This is a genomic window from Kitasatospora cheerisanensis KCTC 2395 (assembly GCF_000696185.1).
Taxonomy (GTDB): domain Bacteria; phylum Actinomycetota; class Actinomycetes; order Streptomycetales; family Streptomycetaceae; genus Kitasatospora; species Kitasatospora cheerisanensis.
The window spans coordinates 4,297,226-4,311,955 of record NZ_KK853997.1; the positions used below are offsets into that span (position 1 = coordinate 4,297,226).

Sequence of the window (14,730 nt, forward strand, 5' to 3'; positions counted from 1 at the left end):
GGCTGACAGCCGATCAGGCTTGAGGGGGCGCAGTGCGTTCCAGGGTGGCCGTCAGGTGGTCGGCCGCTGCCAGCAGGCGTTCCGCCTGGGCCTCATCGTCGGCTGCCAGTTGGCCGGCGGCGAAAGCAAGCTCGGGAACGGCGCGCTCCAGCGCGGCCCGCAGCTGGGCGATGTGCTGATCCCGGGGATCCGCAGGCGTGATGTCCATGGCGCCATCCTCGCGGCACCGAGGGCCGCCACGCCGAGAACGACGAAACCGCCCCTGCCCGGCACGAAGCCGGGCGGGGCGGGGATGTTCAGCGGCCGAGGAAGTACGAGGCGAGGTACCCACCGATCGTGCCGAGCACGCTGCCCGCACCGGTGGCGATCCAGGCCTTGCGCTCCAACTGGTCGATCCTGGTTTCGTGGTCGTCGATCTTCCGATCGGTCTGGTCGGTGCGCTGCACCAGGAGCGCGAGCTGCCCCTGCGTGGTCGCGTTGCCGACGTCCACCGACCGGCGAAGTTCCGCGAGTTCCAGGGCCACAGCGACTCCGGGGTCCGGCGGGGCGGTCACTCGCGCACCGCCTGGCGCAGCGCCTTGGCGTCGGGGTCGGCGGCCAGGCGCAGCCAGCTCGGCAGCAGTCGGTTGACGGCGGGGAGCGCCATCACTCTGGTGAGGGCGGCAGCGCCGGTCAGCGCGCCGGCCACCCACGGGAGCGTCGCGGGGATCCGGGCGGCGTCCACGATCAGCGGCAGCAGGGCGGCGACGGTGATCGCGGTCTGGACGGTGGTGCGGATGGTGCGGCGGGTCGAGTCCTGCATCGTCAACTTCCCTTCGATCAGTGGGTGATGGGTGCGTTCCAGGCGGCGTCCCAGGTGCGGGCCGACGATGGCGTCCGCGGCGAGGCCCTTCTCGGCCTGGAATCGGAGCGCGACCGTGGCGCTCGCCGGGCCGTACCAGCCGTCGACGGCGATGCTCCAGCCGCGGTCCCGCATCCGCTGCTGCCACTGGCGAACGTCGTCCCCGTGCAGCATCGGCGAGGTGAGCGGAGCAGGCGGCCGGGGAACGCGGGCCGGACGGTGCCGGCGCGGAGCGCTGTGGCGGGGCGGGGGTTGCGCGGCCGGGTGTAGGCGGGGCGGCCGTAGCCGACGATGACCTCCGGTCCGCGGATCCGGCGGGCGCACACGTCCGCCGTGTTGCCCTCAATCGTCGCGACCTGGCCGCCGGGCAGCACGTCGGTGACGATGCCGACGTGATCGATGTTCCCGATGCGTCCGGACCACGGCGCGCTCATCGACCAGTCGAAGAACACGATGTCGCCGCGTCGGATCCCACCGGTGCTGTATGTCCACTGGCCAGCGTCGGCGAACGCCTGCGCATGCGCCGGGGTGTACGGCCGGTCCTCGCCGAGGCAGACCGCCTGCCACTCGCCGGCGTCCGCCGACCAGCGGGTGATCGCGGCGTCGCACCAGGCGAAGTTGCCGCTGTACTCGGCCCCGTTGCGGTCCCGGTACCAGGACTGGATGGTGTTCGGCTCACCGGTGCCGAGCCAGGCTTCGGCGGACCGGATCATGCTGTCGACGGTCACTGCGTGCTCCCCTCGAAGGTCGGGGCGCCGTACACGCCCTGCGCGTTGGGTGGCCCGAACAGCTCGGCGAGCAGCTGGCCCTCCGCGGGGTTGGTGGGGCCATTGCCGGTGTCTACGAGCAGCATCGGGATGTCGCCCGCGTCGGGCTCCGTCGGTCGGGGGTCGATCATGTAGTCCTCCAATCGGAATGCGAGCGTGCGAATTCGTCGCCAACTCGGGTGGTGTAAGGGAGATGTGTCGGTCGCGGCGGTACCGTGGTGGGCACCAACGGCCAAGGGGGGTCTACGAGATGGCGATCCGGATCAGCAGGCAGACAGCGGCGATCGCGGCGTCGGTGGTGGCGGTGCTCGGCATCGGCGGCGGGGCCTGGGCGCTGGGGACCGGCGGGGACAGCAGCAGCACCCAGCAGGTGCAGACTGCCGACGTCGTGGTCACCGGCAGCCCGAGCCCCGGTGCGAGCGAGAGCCCGAGCAGCAGCCCGTCGGCGTCCGCCAGTTCCGTCCCGAGCGACCCGCCGGCCGCGACCACCGCGCCGGCCACCACCGCGGCCCCGACACCCAGCACGACGAAGAAGGGCAGCACGATGAGCACACCCACGACGCCGACCGAGCCGGACCCGACCACCCCGCCGCCCCCGGCCGCGACCGCCGGCCAGAACAACGGCGGCACGGGCAGCGTCGACAACGGCCCCTACCCGTCGATGGCGCCGCCGCCGTCGAACGGTGCGACCGAGGACCCGTACGCCCAGCACTAGGACTGGATGCCGAAGGTGCTCAGCCCCTTGACGCCGATGTTGCCGGTGCTGCCCGGGGTGACCCGGGCTTGCCAGTGCAGGTTGAACCTGGCCTCGTGCCCGCCGGCCACGGTGCCGGTGACGGCGTCCCAGTAGTACGCGCCGGCCGCCACGTTCACCGGCCCGGCGACGACCACGTTGTTGTCGTCGATCAGCTGGATCTGTCCGGAGGTGGTGGCGTCCGAGCAGCGCACCAGAAAGTTCGCCTCCACCCGCGGGTGCTGCTTGTACCAGACCATGTGCTGGAGCGTGGTGAACGAGGTGCTGCTGGTCGTGAACGCCGGGACCTCGGTCGCGCCGAACCAGGCGTCGGTCGACAAGTACGGCCGGGCGAGGCCCTGTCCGCTGACCCTGTCGTCCGCGATGATCGTGTTCCCGGCGCGGTCCCAGACCGCGATCGGCTGGGGGGACGCTCCCGCGCCGTCCCAGATGGCCAGCGCGGCGGACCCGTCCTCGCGCCGGAACACCACACCGTACTGCGGAGTCCCGTCCGGATGGCTCGGGCCGATCGCGCCGACGTACAGCACCGTCTGGCCGCCGGCGTGATCACGGACAGCGTGCCGCCCTGAGTGATCGTCACCCCGCCGCCCGTCACCGTGTTCAGCGCCGGCCGCGTGTTGACCCGGCCCTGGAGCTCTCGGATCTGGGCCTGCATCGTGCGCAGGACGTCGCCGATGTCCTCGGGGACGTTGGGCATCAGGCGGCCTCCAGGAACAGCTGGGTCATGTCGGGGCGGCCGCGCTCGGCCGGCGTGCACCGCAGGCCGATGACGCGGTAGCGGGCGTTGTAGCCGGTCGGGTACCAGGCGTCCCGGATGCTCACGCGGATGTAGCTGCCCAGCTCGGGCTGGGAGATCGATCCGGTGAGCACGCTGATCTGAGGGATTGCCACGGGGCGGGAGAAGCGGGCCAGGTCGGCCTGGGCGTGGGCGCTGAGCGTGGCGGGGTCGGTGACGGTCGGGTAGTCGGACGAGCCGTCGAGGAGGGGCCAGCCGGCGGCGATGGCCGCGGTGTCGGTGAGGGTGGTCGACAGCAGCGGCACCGTGGCGGCGGCCTGGTTCGAGTTGCTGCTCGACCCGCGGGACTGCCAGCAGGTGGCCATCGCGGTCGCGTCGCGCGGGATCGAGTGCGCCGAGAGCAAGCCGGGCTTCTTCAGCGGTAGGTCGGTGGTGCCGATGCTGATCCTCGGGTACCCGAGGCGGAGCACCCGGTGCCGGGCGCCGGCCGCGTCCTGGTAGCGGGTGATGCGCCACTCGAAGCCGCCGTCGACGGCGGCCAGGTCGTCGAGCATGCGGCCGACGTAGGGCTGGTCGTAGCGGCTGTAGGTCCGGTCGCGCAGGACTCCGGAGGTCTGCGAGGTGTCCATTTCGATGCCGAGGTCGCCGCCGGTGCGGGTCGCGGCGTAGCCGATCAGGGCGCGGGCGATGGCCAGCTGGTCGATGCTGGTGTACGTCAGGTCGGCGTCGCGCAGTTGCAGGTGGTCGCGGTAGTAGGACTCGATCGTGGCGGCCTGGATCGGGCAGGTGTAGGTGTCCCGCTCGTCGGCGGTCGGGGTCGCGGTCCACACGATCCCGGACCAGACGACCTGCCCGCCGCGGAGGAGGTCCACGAGGGTGCGGCCCTCCTGGAGGATGTTCTGGACCGTGGCGGCCATCGTCGCGTTCGGCGCGGGGATGGTGCCGGAGAGCGAGCCGCTCTTGCCGATGTAGTCGTCGTAGGTGACGCCGCTGATCGGCAGGTACCCGAGGAGCTTGTCGGTGCGCAGTTCGTGCAGTCGAAGCGAGTACTGCGTCATGCGACCCGCTCGACCATGATGAAGCTGCCGGCTTTGAGGATGGACGCGGTCGCGTCCGAAGTGCCCTGCCCCACCTGCATCTTGAAGGTTCCGGCTGTCGCCTTGACGAGGAGAGATCCGTTGATGATGGCGGTCATCGTGGTGCCGGTGCCGATGGTGCCGAGCTGTTGGGTCTGCGCGATGGTGGAGCGGTCGGTGATGACTGTTCCGACGGTCGCGGCGCCGCTGCTCGGCTGCATGGTCGGGGTCCAGTCGAAGTCCGCGCCGGTCGGGGCGGACCATCCGATCTTGAGGTCGGCGTTTGTGGTTCCTGCACCGCCGATCAGACCGGTGACGATGTACTCGGCGTTCGCGACGACCGACCACGACATGTTGGTGGCGTCGATCATCGTCGTGCTCGGGACGGACTGGTCGGAGGGAACGCGGCCGCGCCGCCGCTGGCCGACGCCGGCGACGTTGAGGTTGCCGTCGACCGTCAGCTGGTCCGGCGTCCGCATGCTGTTGGGCGCGTCGCGGTACCACTCGGTGTCGCCGCCGATGACGATCCGGCCGGCGGAGTTGAGCACCAGGCGGTCGAGCCAGGAGGAGCCGTCCCAGCGCTGGAGGCCGCCGTTGTCCCGGTACTGCCCGGGGTATGCCCCCGACCCGTTGGCACCGACGCCGATGCCGCCGACGCCGACGGTGTAGGTCCGGCGGTCGGTCAGCAGGCCGAGGCCGGTCCAGTTCGGCGGGCTGCCGGCGCTGGCTCCGGCGGGGACGCTGATGTCCCACAGGCGCAGGTAGGCGGTGCCGGCGGCCGGGGCGGTCGGTGCGCTGCCGGTGCCGGGGGTGCCCTGGGTGTACTCGATCCGGGCGAGGGTGCTGCCGCTGCTGTCGACGAGGGTGTCCAGGGCGATCAGCCACAGGGTGTCGATCCGGGTGAGGCTGGCGTGGCCGGGGGCGATGGTGCCGGTGTCGCCGGCGGTGACGACGATCGGGTAGGCGCCCTGCGCGCTGGTGCCCTGGGCGATGCCGCGGCCGATCCCGATGGTCCAGTTCATGCCGGACATGGTCAGGTTGCACGGGTTGGGGCCGGGGATGAGGCCGCCGATGCTGGTGAGCGGGTCGGCGGCGGCCGGGGTCATGGTGCCGAGCGGGGACAGCCGGGTGTCCTGGCGGTTCTGGCCGGGGGTGGCGACATCGCGGTTGAGGAGCCACGCGGAGCGTACGGTCATGTCGGGTGGCCTCCTACCAGTAGGCGTTGCGCCAGCGCACGGTGCAGCTGGCGGCGGTGGGCGCGGCGTCCGCCGAGCGGAACGAGATGGTGGTGACGTCCTCGGCGGGCAGCACGAACGCGCCCTCGGGGATGGAGCGGGCGGTGGCGGTGCCGAGCCGGTCCTGGCCGGCGAGGGTGACCGTTCCGGCCCAGGTGTCGACGGTCAGGGTGTCGGTGGCGGCGAGGGTGATCGCGTACTCGAGGAGCAGGTCGGTGCCGGGCACGGAGATCCTCGGGTTGGTGACGGGGCCTCGGATCTCGATGATCGGGTGGCTGTCGGCGTCACCTTGGTTGGCGGCGGTGATGTCGCCGGTGCTGCCCGGCGCGCCCCAGGACAGGCCGCCCGCGGCCTCGGGGTTGCCCCAGGACAGGCCGCTCGCGGTCTCGGGGTTGCCCCAGGACAGGCCGGCCTCGCCCGAGGGCAGTGCGGTGGTGGCGGCCTGCTCCGTGACGTCGTACCGGCGCGGGTCGGAGCAGGTCCATTCGAGGCCGAGCTTCGGGTAGCCCCACGTGTACTGCTGGTCGGCGGGGATCTGCCGGGCCGTGATGCGGGCCATCATCAGCCGCCGGACCCCGGCGAGTTGGACGATCAGGGGCTGTTCGTCCTGGCGGATGCCGGTGACGGCGCGCAGGGCCGCGAGGTACTGCGGCCAGTGCGCGTCGTCGTCGGGGGTCTCGGGGATCAGCTGGGCGTCCCAGGTGAGCACGCGGGTGCGGGCGAGGAGCTGCCCGGGCCAGGCGCCGGGCTGCTGGGCTCGCAGCGCGGTGCCGTCGTCCAGGGCCGGAAGGTCGTCCCAGCCGGTCAGGACGCGGCCCGCGTACGGGGATCGCTCCCCGAGGAGCAGGCCGCGCCACTCGATCTGGCCGTCGGTGGTGATGAGTTCACCGGCCACGGCTCACCCCCTGGACTTGTACTCGCGGTACAGGGCCCGGCCGATGGCGTCGGGGGCCTGGTCGTAGGCGTGGAACTCGCCGATGTTCAGGGCGAGTCCGCCGCCGGAGGCGGCCGAGGCCGGGTTCGTTCCGGCCTGGGCGCGGGAGGTGGCGACTGTTCCGGCACCGAGGCCGGACAGGTTGGCCTGCGCGGTCGCGGCGACGGCAGCGGTCGCCGCGTAGACCTGGTCGTGGCCGTCCAGGACGCCTTCGGCGAGGGCGGCGCTGATGGACTGTCCGGAGTGCAGCGTCCAGCCCTTGCCGCTGAAGGGGCCTTCCTTCGCGGGGCTGAACGGCAGCAGGCGGCGGACGTCCGACAGCATCCCCGACATGCTGTTCTTCAGGTCGACGGCCTTGGAGAGGATGCCGTCGATCAGGGACTGGGTGATCGCCCGGCCCGAGTTCCACAGCTGCCGCCCGAAGTCCCCCAGGGCGCTGAACACTTGGCCCGGCAGCTCGACGAACGCCCGGTACACGGTGCTGGCCAGGCCGGAGAAGAGGTCCCCGGCGGCCTGGACGGCACCGGTCAGGTCGCCGTTGAGAAGCCGCACCACGACCTGGAGGGCGGGGACGACGATCTGCTGGATCTGCCGGGCCAGTTCGCCGGCGAGGATCTGCGCGAGCCGGGCCGTCAGGGTGATCAGCGGCGGCAGGAGCGGGGCCATGGCCTGGAGGCCGGAGACGATCAGCTGGGACAGCTGCACGAGCAGCGGGGCCAGCGCGATCGAGATCTCCGCGAACGACTGCCCGAGCTCCTGGAGCGGCAGCTGGGTGATCAGGTCGGCGAGTTGCGGCAGGAGCGTGGCCGCGAGCTGGGTGCTCGCGGCCAGGAACGGCTGCATCAGGCCCGGCAGTTGGGCCAGCGCCGGGGACAGCAGCTGGGACACGCCGACCGCCACGGCCTGGACGACCGGGGCGAGTTGGCCGATGTTCAAGGCCAGGGCCTGGACGATCGGGGTCAGGATCGGGCCGATCTGGGCGGCGAGCTGCCCGGCGACGACCAGCAGGGGGCTGGCCGCGATGGCGAGCTGGGACACCGCCTGCCCGGCGGCGACCAGCAGCGGACCGAGCGCGGTGATCACGGGCCGAAGCCCGTCCCCCAAGGCTGTGACCAGGGCCTCTGCCCCAGGGGCGAGCGCGGACAGGACGGGGAACACCTCGCGGAGCGCCTGGCCAAGCAGCGGCGCCGCCGTCCTGCCGATCAGGGCGAAGGTGTCGAACAGGTCCCGCAGTCCCTGCTGGACCTCCGCTGTGGCGGTGACCCTGGCAATCTCGCCGGTGACCTGCTGGAGGACACCGATGAAGTTGCCGCCGGTCGCCACCGCCGGCGCGAAGATGTTGACGAGGGTCTTGCTGACGTTGCCGAGGACTCCGGCAAGCTGGCCCGCCAGGTCCAGCGCCGTGTCGATCGCCTTCTCGAGACCGCCGGAGGCGAATCCCTTCTGCAGCCGGTCCGACCAGCGCGTGGCCGCGTCGGCAAGAGCGGAGGTGACCCGGTCGAGGGCCGGAGCCGCGGCGGCACCGATCGTGGTCAGCGCGGTGACGACCTGCCCGGGCAGGCCTCGCAGGTTGGCCAGACCCTGGGACGCGCCGGCCATCGCGCGGCCGAGGATCCCGTTCGCGGCCAGGTCGCGGGCCGCCTCGGCGACGCCGACGGCCATGCCGTTCAACGTCCCCGCGGTGGCGACCAGTTCGCGCCGGAAGATCGGCAGGACCGCGCTGGAGGTGGCGGTCAGCTCGGTGTCGAGGCCGGCGAACAGCCGGTCCTGGACGGCCTGCTGGACCTCCCGCCACGCCGGAGCCAGTTCCTGGACGGCACGGACGAACGAGCGCGCGTTCGGCGACAGCTTCGCCATCGCCTCGGCGTAGGCGTCGACACCCCCCGCACCGGCCCCGGCCTGCCTGCCGGCGTCGGCAAGCGCCACGGTGGCGTCCGTGACGGCCCGCTGGGCGTCCGCGACCTGCTTGGCCGCGTCCCGGGCGGTCTTCGCCGCCTCCTGCCGGGCGTCGGCCACGTCCCGCTCCGCGTCGGAGACGTCACGGGTCGCGGACGCCAGGTTCTCCTGCGCGGCAACGACCCGCGCGGAGCCCTCGACGCCGACCTGCGCGGCCTTGGCCTGCTCGACAGCGAGCCGACCGTTCTCCTTCCGCTGCTCCCGCAGCGCCTGGACGGCCTCGTCGTAGGCGAGTTGGGCCTTCTCCAGGTTCCGGACCGCCCCCGGGTTGGCCTGGGCGGCCGCGAGCGCGTCGGTGGCGTCGGCGACCCGCAGGACCGCGTCGCGCTCGGCAAGGCGGCCGGACGTCACCCGGTCGGCCAGGTCCTCGGCGTCGAGGGCCGCCTGCCGGCGGGCGTCGTCCAGGGCCTGCTGGGCGCGCAGGGCCTTGCCCTGCGCGTCGGAGAGCGCCCGCTCGGCGTCGGAGACGTCCCGGTCGGCGCGGACGATGCGCGCCGCGGAGTCCTCCGTGGTGCGCGCCAGGGCGTCCTTGGCGTCCGCGACGGCCCGCTGTGCGGCGGCGACCTGCTTGGCGGTGTCGACCGCCGCCCCGCCGCCCCCGGACTTGGCGGGGGCGAAGGCGGCCTTGAAGGCATCGCCGATCCCGGTGACGCCCACGCCGATCGTGGCGAACGCCTGCCCCAGCGCCATCACCGCGGGGACCGCGACCAGAGCCGCGGGGGCGATCTGGGCGAGGCCGACGGTCAGCGACGCGATCTGCGGCAGCGAGCTGACGCCGAGCGACACCAGCGCACTGCGCAGGGTCAGGACCCGGCCCAGGCCCGCGCCGAGGGTGGCGCCCAGGCGGCTGGCCGCGGAGTTGGCGCGCCGCAGCTGCTCGTCGTCGGTCCGGACGTCGATCCGCGCGGTGCGGTTCTGCGCGAGCCGGTCGAGCCGCCCCTCCAGGCGCAGGAGGGTGTCCGGGTCGACGACGGGCCGTACGTCGACGTCAATGCCGTCGGCCAGCCAGTCGTCCAGTTCGGCCCGGACCTCGGCCGCCGCGCCCGTCGCGACGTACGGCTCGATCCGGACCTTCCACGGATCGGTCAGGATCCGCAGCTGCTCCTCGGCGGTGCGGAACGCCAGCCGGTCGATCTGCGGCTTGAGGGTGACGTCCCGGGTCCGGACGGACCGGGACAGGGCCCGGTTGATCTGCCCGTCGACGCCGGCCGCGTCCAGCTTGAGCTTGACCGTCAGGTCGGCGCGGACCCGCTCCAGCTGGGCGCGGACCTCCTCCGGGAAGCCGGTGGTGTCGATCTTCGCCTGGACGGGCAGGTCCGGGCGGATCCGGGCCACTGCGGTGCGGGCCTGGGCGGCGAGACGGCTCGTGTCCAGGACCGCCCGTACCTGGGCCTCGGGTCGTGTCCGGGCGATCTCGGTGCGGATCGCCTGCGCGAACCCGGTGGTGTCCGGGGTGAGCCGGATCTTGAGCTGGGCGCGGGCCTCGATGCGGTCGAGGTAGCGCTGCAGCGCGGTCGCGAAACCCGAGGTGTCCGGCAGCACCCTGATGGCGAGCCGGTCGACCTCGCGTCCGCCGGGGGATCCACCGGCCACGGCTCACCCCCGGGTGTTCAGTTGTCGGGTGCCGCCCGGTACTTGGCGGGCAGCGGGCGGGCGTCCGGGTGCCGGGACAGGTCCAGCGGCCGGCGCGCCGGGGCGGCGGCCGCCGCTCTGGTCCCGGGGCGCGGGAGCGGCTCCGGCTCGGGCACCCGCCGGTGGGAGGCGAGCTGCACGGCGGTCCAGGTGCCCGCCTGCACCGCGTCGACGATCGACGCGAGCAGGTGGGTGCGGGTGTCCCACTGGCGGTGCACGGGCCCGCCACGCAGGGCAGCCATCAGCGCGCAGTCGTAGGGGAGGTGCTCGACCAGCTGGAGGATCCGGCGGGGGGCGAGCGTGCCGCGCGGCAGGTCGGCCAGGTCGAGGCCGTAGTACTGCTGGAGGTCCGCCCGCAGCTCCCCGCCCAGACCGCTGACCTGGATCAGCTGGACGAGCTGGAGGCTTCCCCCAGCTGGCACGCCTTGGTGTAGTGCTCGAAGACGAGCAGCAGGGCGGGGGCCGGCCAGTCGGCGATTTCGGCGGCGACCGCGTCCCGGTCGTCGGCGACGGAGGTCAGCGCGTCCCGGACGGCGGCGAGCTGCTCGGCCACCGGCATGCCGTCGGCGAGGTCCAGGGCGGCCATCTTCTCGACGGCCTCGTCGCGGTGCTCGTCGTCGAGCATGACCGGGTTGAGGAGGGTCGCGGTGCCGCCGGCGCGGAGTTCGATCGGCAGGCCGGTGTAGACGGTGGTGGCCTCGGCCATGAGGCCTGCGAGGCTGACGGGGGCAGCAGCCATGGTGTCGGTCCCTTCGGTGTCCGGTCCCGGGATGGTCCTGTGCCGCCGGACGGGACCGGTGGCCGGCGGCACAGGAGTTGAGGGCAGGTCAGGACGCGGTGCCGAGGAGCGCGGCCCACTCGCCGATCGCGCCGTCGATCAGCGTCGAGGCCAGGAACGTGCCCTTGATCGGCAGCTCGAACCAGTTCTCGGCGTCGAGCTTGACGGCGTCGGATCCGAGCAGGGACACCCGCGGGTGCCACAGCGGCACGAAGTTCGAGCCGTCGACGAGGATCACCAGCAGGGCCTTGATCTGCGGCACGGGCGCGGCGGGGATGCGGATCGACCCGTCGGACTGCATCGCGGACGGGCCCGCACCGAAGTACAGCTGCAGCGCCGTCTTGTCGGCCTGGATGCTGCTGAAGGTGATGCCGTAGGTGATGTCCGGGCTGGTCTGGCGGAGCTTGGAGTTCTGCCAGCTGCCGAGCGTGGTCGGGTCGGAGCCGTCGCGGGTGAGGCTCGGCATGCTGTCGCGGCTGGTGTGGCCGAGGTTCGACCAGCCGGCGCCGGGAGCGAGCGGGTCGGTGATGAGAGCGGGCTTCGCGGTGTCGGGGTTGCCGAGGTAGATGTACCCCGTGCCGGGGACGATCGCGGTCGTCGCGTCGAGCGACATGTGTGCCTCCTGGTCAGGGGGTAGGTGTGGGGCGGGCGGTGAGCCGGACCGTCGCCTGGAATCTGAAGGACTGCGCGTCCGGGCCCGGGGTGCCGGTGCGGAGCTCGGCCGGCGAACTGCCGCCGGCGCCGAAGTGCGACAGGTAGCCGCCGGCGTCCGACTCGGCGTGCTGGCGGACGCACGCGTCGTACAGGCCCCGCCAGGCGCGGCGGGCCAGCGCGGAGGCCTCGGTGCGGTCGGCGGCGAGCGCCTGGAGGTCGACCACGGCGGCGATCACACCGCGCGGGTCGACGGCCGCAGCGGGCAGGGCCCGGGCGACGACCAGCGGCAGGCGCGCCGCCCAGTCGTCGGGCATCAGGGTCATCACCGTGACGCCGGGCCCGAGTTCGGCAGCGAGGGCACCGCGTACGAGGGCGTCGACGTCGGGCGGGAGCGCGGTCACAGGCCTGCCTCGATGGCGTGGATGCCCTCCACCCACCGGCCGTCCGGCGCGCGGTGGCCGTAGTTGATGGCGAGGATCGCCGGGTCGGAGATGGAGACGGTGGAGTCGACGCGGTCGACGACGACCTGAAGGGAGGAGGCGAGCGCGCCGGTGCGGGTGTGCGCGGCGACGACGGCCTCCACCCGTTGGGCGCGAGTGCGGAGTTCGGCGGCGACCGCGGCGCGGACCGACGGCAGGTGCGCGAGGCGGGCGGCGAGGTTCGGGTCGAGGCTGGCCATCGTCACCTCCTGCGGATCATGGCGGTGTCGTGCCGGGTCCGGGCGGATCCGCCGTGCCGTTTGGGCTCGCCCACCACCGTCCAGTCGCGGCCCCGCCACACCGCCCGCGACCACGGCCCGGCCGGGAGCTGACGGGCGATCACCCGGTAGAGGGTCACGTCGACATAGCCCAGCTGCCCGGCCTCCTCCGACGACGACGGCTGCACCCTGCACCGGACGGTGACGGGCGGCCCCTCGGGGCCGCGGGTGCCGTCCGGCTGCACCGGGCCGGCCGGGTAGACGGTGACGGTGTCGGGCCCGCCGTCGAGCAGCGACACCGCTCACCACCAACTCGGGTCGCCGCCCACTACCGTGGTGGCGCGCGGATTGTACGGGGTGATGGTGAACGCGCCCTTGCCGCGGGTCAGCATCCGCTCCTCGTCGGGCAACAGGGTCAGGTAGCCGGACGCGGCCGCGGCGGCAAGTTGGTACTGGTAGTCGCCGTCCATCTCCATCCGCAGGCCCTCGGGGTTGCGGGCGATCCGGGCCACCATGCTGGCCTCGACGTAGTCGACGGTCTCCTGCGCGAGCGTCCCCGCCGCGACCCGGGCCAGCACGTCCGGATGGAGGCCGAACAGGTAGGCCTCGGCCTGGACGATCAGGGCCTCGATCTGCTCGTCGGTCAGCGGAGTCCCCTGCGGGCACAGCGCCTTGACCTGTGCGACGGTCGCGGTCACCGGGTCACTCCTTCCGGTCGGCGAGGGCCTCGACGGCGTCGCACCAGGCCGCCAGGTCGGCGGCCGGGTCCAGCTCGGCGGAACGATTCAGCGCCTTCTTCGACGCCGCCGCCCACGCCTTCGGGGCGAGCAGGCGGCGGATCTCCGCCTCCCACGCGTCCACGTCGCCGCGGTCGACGAACACGCCGGCCGGGCCGAGGGACTCGGTCAGGCCCGGCGTGGGGTGCGCGACCACGGGGATCCCGGACGCCATGGCCTCCACCCCGACCCGGCCCCACGACTCGTACGAGCTGGGCATCAGCACGACCCGGGTCCGGGCGTACACCCGGTCCCGCATCAGCGCCCCGGGCACCGACGGCAGCACCTCGACGTTGTCGGGCACGACCGCGGGCACCACCTGCTCGCCGTACGAGCCCTGCACCGCGAGGAAGCCGACGTCGGGCATCCGCTCGGCGAGCTCCCACAGCAGCGGGCCGCCCTTCGCCTCGCACAGGTTCACCAGGGTGACCCGGTCGCCGGCGGGAGTGGTCGCGTAGTCCTCGGCGACCACGGGCGGCCGGACCGTCAGGTCCGCGGGCGGGACCAGGCGGTGGGCGCCGTAGAAGTCGGCTGCCGCCTCGGCTGTCCAGGCGGCGTTGTACACCGCCAGGTCGCACGCGGCGGCGCCCGCGAAGGAGGGCGCGTGGGTGTTGTGGACGAGCGCGACGGTCGGGACATCCCAGGCGCGGCCGTAGGCGGCGAGCGCCGGCACGCCGTCCAGGTGCCCGACCAGGACGTCCGCGCCCTGGCCGGCGAGCGGGAAGTACGACGCCTGGAGCGGGAACACCTGGACGCCGTCGATCTCGTACCGGCCGGGCAGGCCGGCGCCGTACCGGTGGAGGTGGACCTGGACGTCGTGGCCGCGCGCGGCGAGCGCGCGGAGCATGGTGTGCAGCATCCACTCGGCGCCCGCGTTGTGGTCCGGCGGGTAGCCGTGCACCCGCGCGACGACCCGCAGCGGGCGGCCCATCAGCTGCCGCCGCCGGCGGCGACGTACTTGACGAACGCGTTCTCGTCGCCGATGACGAACCCGAAGTGGGCCTCGCACAGCAGCAGGACCAGGTTCTCCTGGAACGCGCTGTGCCAGTTGCCGTCGGCGTCCTTGTAGTTGGCCTCGGTGGACAGCTTCATGGTGATGTCCATGCCGACGCCGTAGGCGCACTGCGACCAGTCGCCGCCGATCATCCGCAGGCCGGTGTCGGAGGTGCCCGAGGCGCGGACCAGCTTGCCGGAGATGCCCCGGGAGTAGTCCAGCGGCAGGCCGAGCAGGGAGCCCGCGCCGGCCGCGCCGGGGCCGAGGGCCGAGGTCGTGTCGACGAACAGCGGGCGGCCGTTGTTGTCGACGGCGTTCAGCAGCTGCGGGCGCAGGCGCGGGTCGGCGACCCAGCCGGTGACGTCGTAGTTGTCGTCGATGACGAGCGCCTCGCCGTCGACGATGTCCTTCCAGATGCCGCCGTTGGTCTTGGTGGCGGTGCCGAGGGTGATGGAGTTCGTGGTCTCGGCGAGGTGGTCGTCGAACGGGCCGGCCGCACCGGACGGCGTCTTGCCGTGGATCGCGGCGAGGTCGAACGCCCGGGACAGGGCGACGGGCAGGTCCTGCTGGATCTGCGAGTACAGGCCGGCGGCGTTGGACCGCGCGACCTCCTCCGAGACCGGGACCAACACTGCGACCTTCTTGCCGGCCATGGTCTTGACGGTCATGGACTCGGTTCCGGTCGGCTTCGAGCCGCCCTCGTTGACCCATCCCGCGTTCGGGATGTCCATGCTGACCGGGATCGCGGTCGACGCGGTCATCGACAGCGGGATGCGGCGGGCGCGCTGCATCACCGCGCTGGTCTCCGCGACCCGGTTGAAGATGGGTGCGGTGATGGTCGGCGGCAGCAGCGTGGAGTTGACGTTGCTCAGCTTGACGGGTGCGTCAGCCATGGTGCCC

The 14,730-nt window shown here is 73.0% G+C and carries 20 protein-coding genes and 2 pseudogenes; 1 reads left to right on the top strand and 21 read right to left on the bottom strand.

What is annotated here, in order from left to right:
* Positions 1 to 13 precede the first annotated feature (13 nt).
* The 7 genes and pseudogenes from KCH_RS19575 to KCH_RS19600 all read right to left on the bottom strand — a co-directional run bounded on the left by KCH_RS19575 (position 14) and on the right by KCH_RS19600 (position 2,166).
* Positions 14 to 208, bottom strand: coding sequence for a hypothetical protein (locus KCH_RS19575; protein WP_035864676.1), 195 nt, complete (start codon positions 206 to 208; stop codon positions 14 to 16).
* 88 nt (positions 209 to 296) lie between these two features.
* Positions 297 to 524 carry a hypothetical protein gene (locus KCH_RS42610; protein ID WP_167573916.1) on the bottom strand — a complete coding sequence of 76 codons (228 nt, stop codon included), beginning with the start codon at positions 522 to 524 and terminating at the stop codon, positions 297 to 299.
* Between the two features lie 26 nt (positions 525 to 550).
* The gene (locus tag KCH_RS44655; RefSeq protein ID WP_035864678.1) at positions 551 to 802 is read right to left on the bottom strand and encodes a hypothetical protein; all 252 of its coding nucleotides are present in this window, start codon (positions 800 to 802) and stop codon (positions 551 to 553) included.
* 117 nt (positions 803 to 919) lie between these two features.
* Positions 920 to 1,015 (bottom strand): annotated as a pseudogene (locus KCH_RS47235) (peptidoglycan-binding domain-containing protein); the annotation flags it as partial.
* 173 nt (positions 1,016 to 1,188) lie between these two features.
* Positions 1,189 to 1,554, bottom strand: a pseudogene (locus KCH_RS47240) (CHAP domain-containing protein); the annotation flags it as partial.
* Positions 1,555 to 1,565: 11 nt separating this feature from the next.
* A complete protein-coding gene (locus KCH_RS19595) occupies positions 1,566 to 1,739 on the bottom strand; it encodes a hypothetical protein (RefSeq protein WP_157032111.1) in 174 nt (57 codons plus the stop codon).
* Between the two features lie 112 nt (positions 1,740 to 1,851).
* Positions 1,852 to 2,166, bottom strand: coding sequence for a hypothetical protein (locus KCH_RS19600; RefSeq protein ID WP_157032112.1), 315 nt, complete (start codon positions 2,164 to 2,166; stop codon positions 1,852 to 1,854).
* On the opposite strand from KCH_RS19600, the gene KCH_RS41485 reads away from it, so the two are divergent.
* Entirely contained in the window at positions 2,153 to 2,323 is a 171-nt protein-coding gene (locus KCH_RS41485) for a hypothetical protein (RefSeq protein WP_157032113.1), read from the top strand. The two genes, KCH_RS19600 and KCH_RS41485, sit on opposite strands and share 14 nt — an antisense overlap.
* On the opposite strand, the gene KCH_RS37530 is transcribed toward KCH_RS41485, so the two are convergent.
* The 14 genes from KCH_RS37530 to KCH_RS19670 all read right to left on the bottom strand — a co-directional run bounded on the left by KCH_RS37530 (position 2,320) and on the right by KCH_RS19670 (position 14,723).
* A complete protein-coding gene (locus tag KCH_RS37530) occupies positions 2,320 to 2,889 on the bottom strand; it encodes a hypothetical protein (protein ID WP_051653235.1) in 570 nt (189 codons plus the stop codon). The genes KCH_RS41485 and KCH_RS37530 overlap by 4 nt on opposite strands.
* A gap of 169 nt (positions 2,890 to 3,058) precedes the next feature.
* Positions 3,059 to 4,156 (bottom strand): hypothetical protein, encoded by a 1,098-nt coding sequence (locus KCH_RS19610; RefSeq protein WP_035864683.1) that lies wholly within the window; start codon positions 4,154 to 4,156, stop codon positions 3,059 to 3,061.
* The gene (locus KCH_RS37535) at positions 4,153 to 5,370 is read right to left on the bottom strand and encodes a hypothetical protein (protein ID WP_051653236.1); all 1,218 of its coding nucleotides are present in this window, start codon (positions 5,368 to 5,370) and stop codon (positions 4,153 to 4,155) included. The genes KCH_RS19610 and KCH_RS37535 overlap by 4 nt, the downstream gene beginning before the upstream one ends.
* Positions 5,371 to 5,383: 13 nt before the next feature.
* The gene (locus KCH_RS19620; RefSeq protein ID WP_035864684.1) at positions 5,384 to 6,304 is read right to left on the bottom strand and encodes a phage tail family protein; all 921 of its coding nucleotides are present in this window, start codon (positions 6,302 to 6,304) and stop codon (positions 5,384 to 5,386) included.
* A 3-nt stretch (positions 6,305 to 6,307) separates the two neighbouring features.
* Entirely contained in the window at positions 6,308 to 9,892 is a 3,585-nt protein-coding gene (locus KCH_RS19625) for a phage tail protein (protein ID WP_035864694.1), read from the bottom strand.
* Positions 9,893 to 9,909: 17 nt separating this feature from the next.
* Positions 9,910 to 10,353 carry a hypothetical protein gene (locus KCH_RS41490; RefSeq protein ID WP_051653237.1) on the bottom strand — a complete coding sequence of 148 codons (444 nt, stop codon included), beginning with the start codon at positions 10,351 to 10,353 and terminating at the stop codon, positions 9,910 to 9,912.
* Positions 10,317 to 10,670 (bottom strand): phage tail assembly protein, encoded by a 354-nt coding sequence (locus tag KCH_RS37545; protein WP_157032114.1) that lies wholly within the window; start codon positions 10,668 to 10,670, stop codon positions 10,317 to 10,319. Before KCH_RS37545 ends, KCH_RS41490 begins: the two co-directional genes overlap by 37 nt.
* A gap of 88 nt (positions 10,671 to 10,758) precedes the next feature.
* Positions 10,759 to 11,322: a phage tail tube protein gene (locus KCH_RS19640; protein WP_035864697.1), complete on the bottom strand. Its 564-nt coding sequence runs from the start codon at positions 11,320 to 11,322 to the stop codon at positions 10,759 to 10,761.
* A 13-nt stretch (positions 11,323 to 11,335) separates the two neighbouring features.
* A complete protein-coding gene (locus tag KCH_RS19645) occupies positions 11,336 to 11,764 on the bottom strand; it encodes a hypothetical protein (RefSeq protein WP_035864698.1) in 429 nt (142 codons plus the stop codon).
* On the bottom strand, positions 11,761 to 12,042 hold the full coding sequence (locus KCH_RS19650) for a DUF5403 family protein (protein ID WP_035864699.1): 282 nt from the start codon (positions 12,040 to 12,042) through the stop codon (positions 11,761 to 11,763). Before KCH_RS19650 ends, KCH_RS19645 begins: the two co-directional genes overlap by 4 nt.
* 2 nt (positions 12,043 to 12,044) lie before the next feature.
* Positions 12,045 to 12,359: a hypothetical protein gene (locus KCH_RS19655; RefSeq protein WP_035864700.1), complete on the bottom strand. Its 315-nt coding sequence runs from the start codon at positions 12,357 to 12,359 to the stop codon at positions 12,045 to 12,047.
* 3 nt (positions 12,360 to 12,362) lie between these two features.
* On the bottom strand, positions 12,363 to 12,758 hold the full coding sequence (locus KCH_RS19660; protein WP_051653239.1) for a Gp19/Gp15/Gp42 family protein: 396 nt from the start codon (positions 12,756 to 12,758) through the stop codon (positions 12,363 to 12,365).
* Between the two features lie 4 nt (positions 12,759 to 12,762).
* Positions 12,763 to 13,767: a glycosyltransferase family 4 protein gene (locus tag KCH_RS19665; RefSeq protein ID WP_035864701.1), complete on the bottom strand. Its 1,005-nt coding sequence runs from the start codon at positions 13,765 to 13,767 to the stop codon at positions 12,763 to 12,765.
* A complete protein-coding gene (locus KCH_RS19670; protein ID WP_035864703.1) occupies positions 13,767 to 14,723 on the bottom strand; it encodes a phage major capsid protein in 957 nt (318 codons plus the stop codon). Before KCH_RS19670 ends, KCH_RS19665 begins: the two co-directional genes overlap by 1 nt.
* Positions 14,724 to 14,730 lie beyond the last annotated feature (7 nt).

Excerpts from the sequence above, each read along its gene's own strand:
- KCH_RS19575 (WP_035864676.1), bottom strand. The coding sequence starts at position 208 with ATGGACATCACGCCTGCGGATCCCCGGGATCAGCACATCGCCCAGCTG.
- KCH_RS44655 (WP_035864678.1), bottom strand. The coding sequence starts at position 802 with ATGCAGGACTCGACCCGCCGCACCATCCGCACCACCGTCCAGACCGCG.
- KCH_RS19595 (WP_157032111.1), bottom strand. The coding sequence starts at position 1,739 with ATGATCGACCCCCGACCGACGGAGCCCGACGCGGGCGACATCCCGATG.
- KCH_RS41485 (WP_157032113.1), top strand. The coding sequence starts at position 2,153 with ATGAGCACACCCACGACGCCGACCGAGCCGGACCCGACCACCCCGCCG.
- KCH_RS19610 (WP_035864683.1), bottom strand. The coding sequence starts at position 4,156 with ATGACGCAGTACTCGCTTCGACTGCACGAACTGCGCACCGACAAGCTC.
- KCH_RS37535 (WP_051653236.1), bottom strand. The coding sequence starts at position 5,370 with ATGACCGTACGCTCCGCGTGGCTCCTCAACCGCGATGTCGCCACCCCC.
- KCH_RS37545 (WP_157032114.1), bottom strand. The coding sequence starts at position 10,670 with ATGGCTGCTGCCCCCGTCAGCCTCGCAGGCCTCATGGCCGAGGCCACC.
- KCH_RS19640 (WP_035864697.1), bottom strand. The coding sequence starts at position 11,322 with ATGTCGCTCGACGCGACGACCGCGATCGTCCCCGGCACGGGGTACATC.
- KCH_RS19650 (WP_035864699.1), bottom strand. The coding sequence starts at position 12,042 with ATGGCCAGCCTCGACCCGAACCTCGCCGCCCGCCTCGCGCACCTGCCG.
- KCH_RS19665 (WP_035864701.1), bottom strand. The coding sequence starts at position 13,767 with ATGGGCCGCCCGCTGCGGGTCGTCGCGCGGGTGCACGGCTACCCGCCG.
- KCH_RS19670 (WP_035864703.1), bottom strand. The coding sequence starts at position 14,723 with ATGGCTGACGCACCCGTCAAGCTGAGCAACGTCAACTCCACGCTGCTG.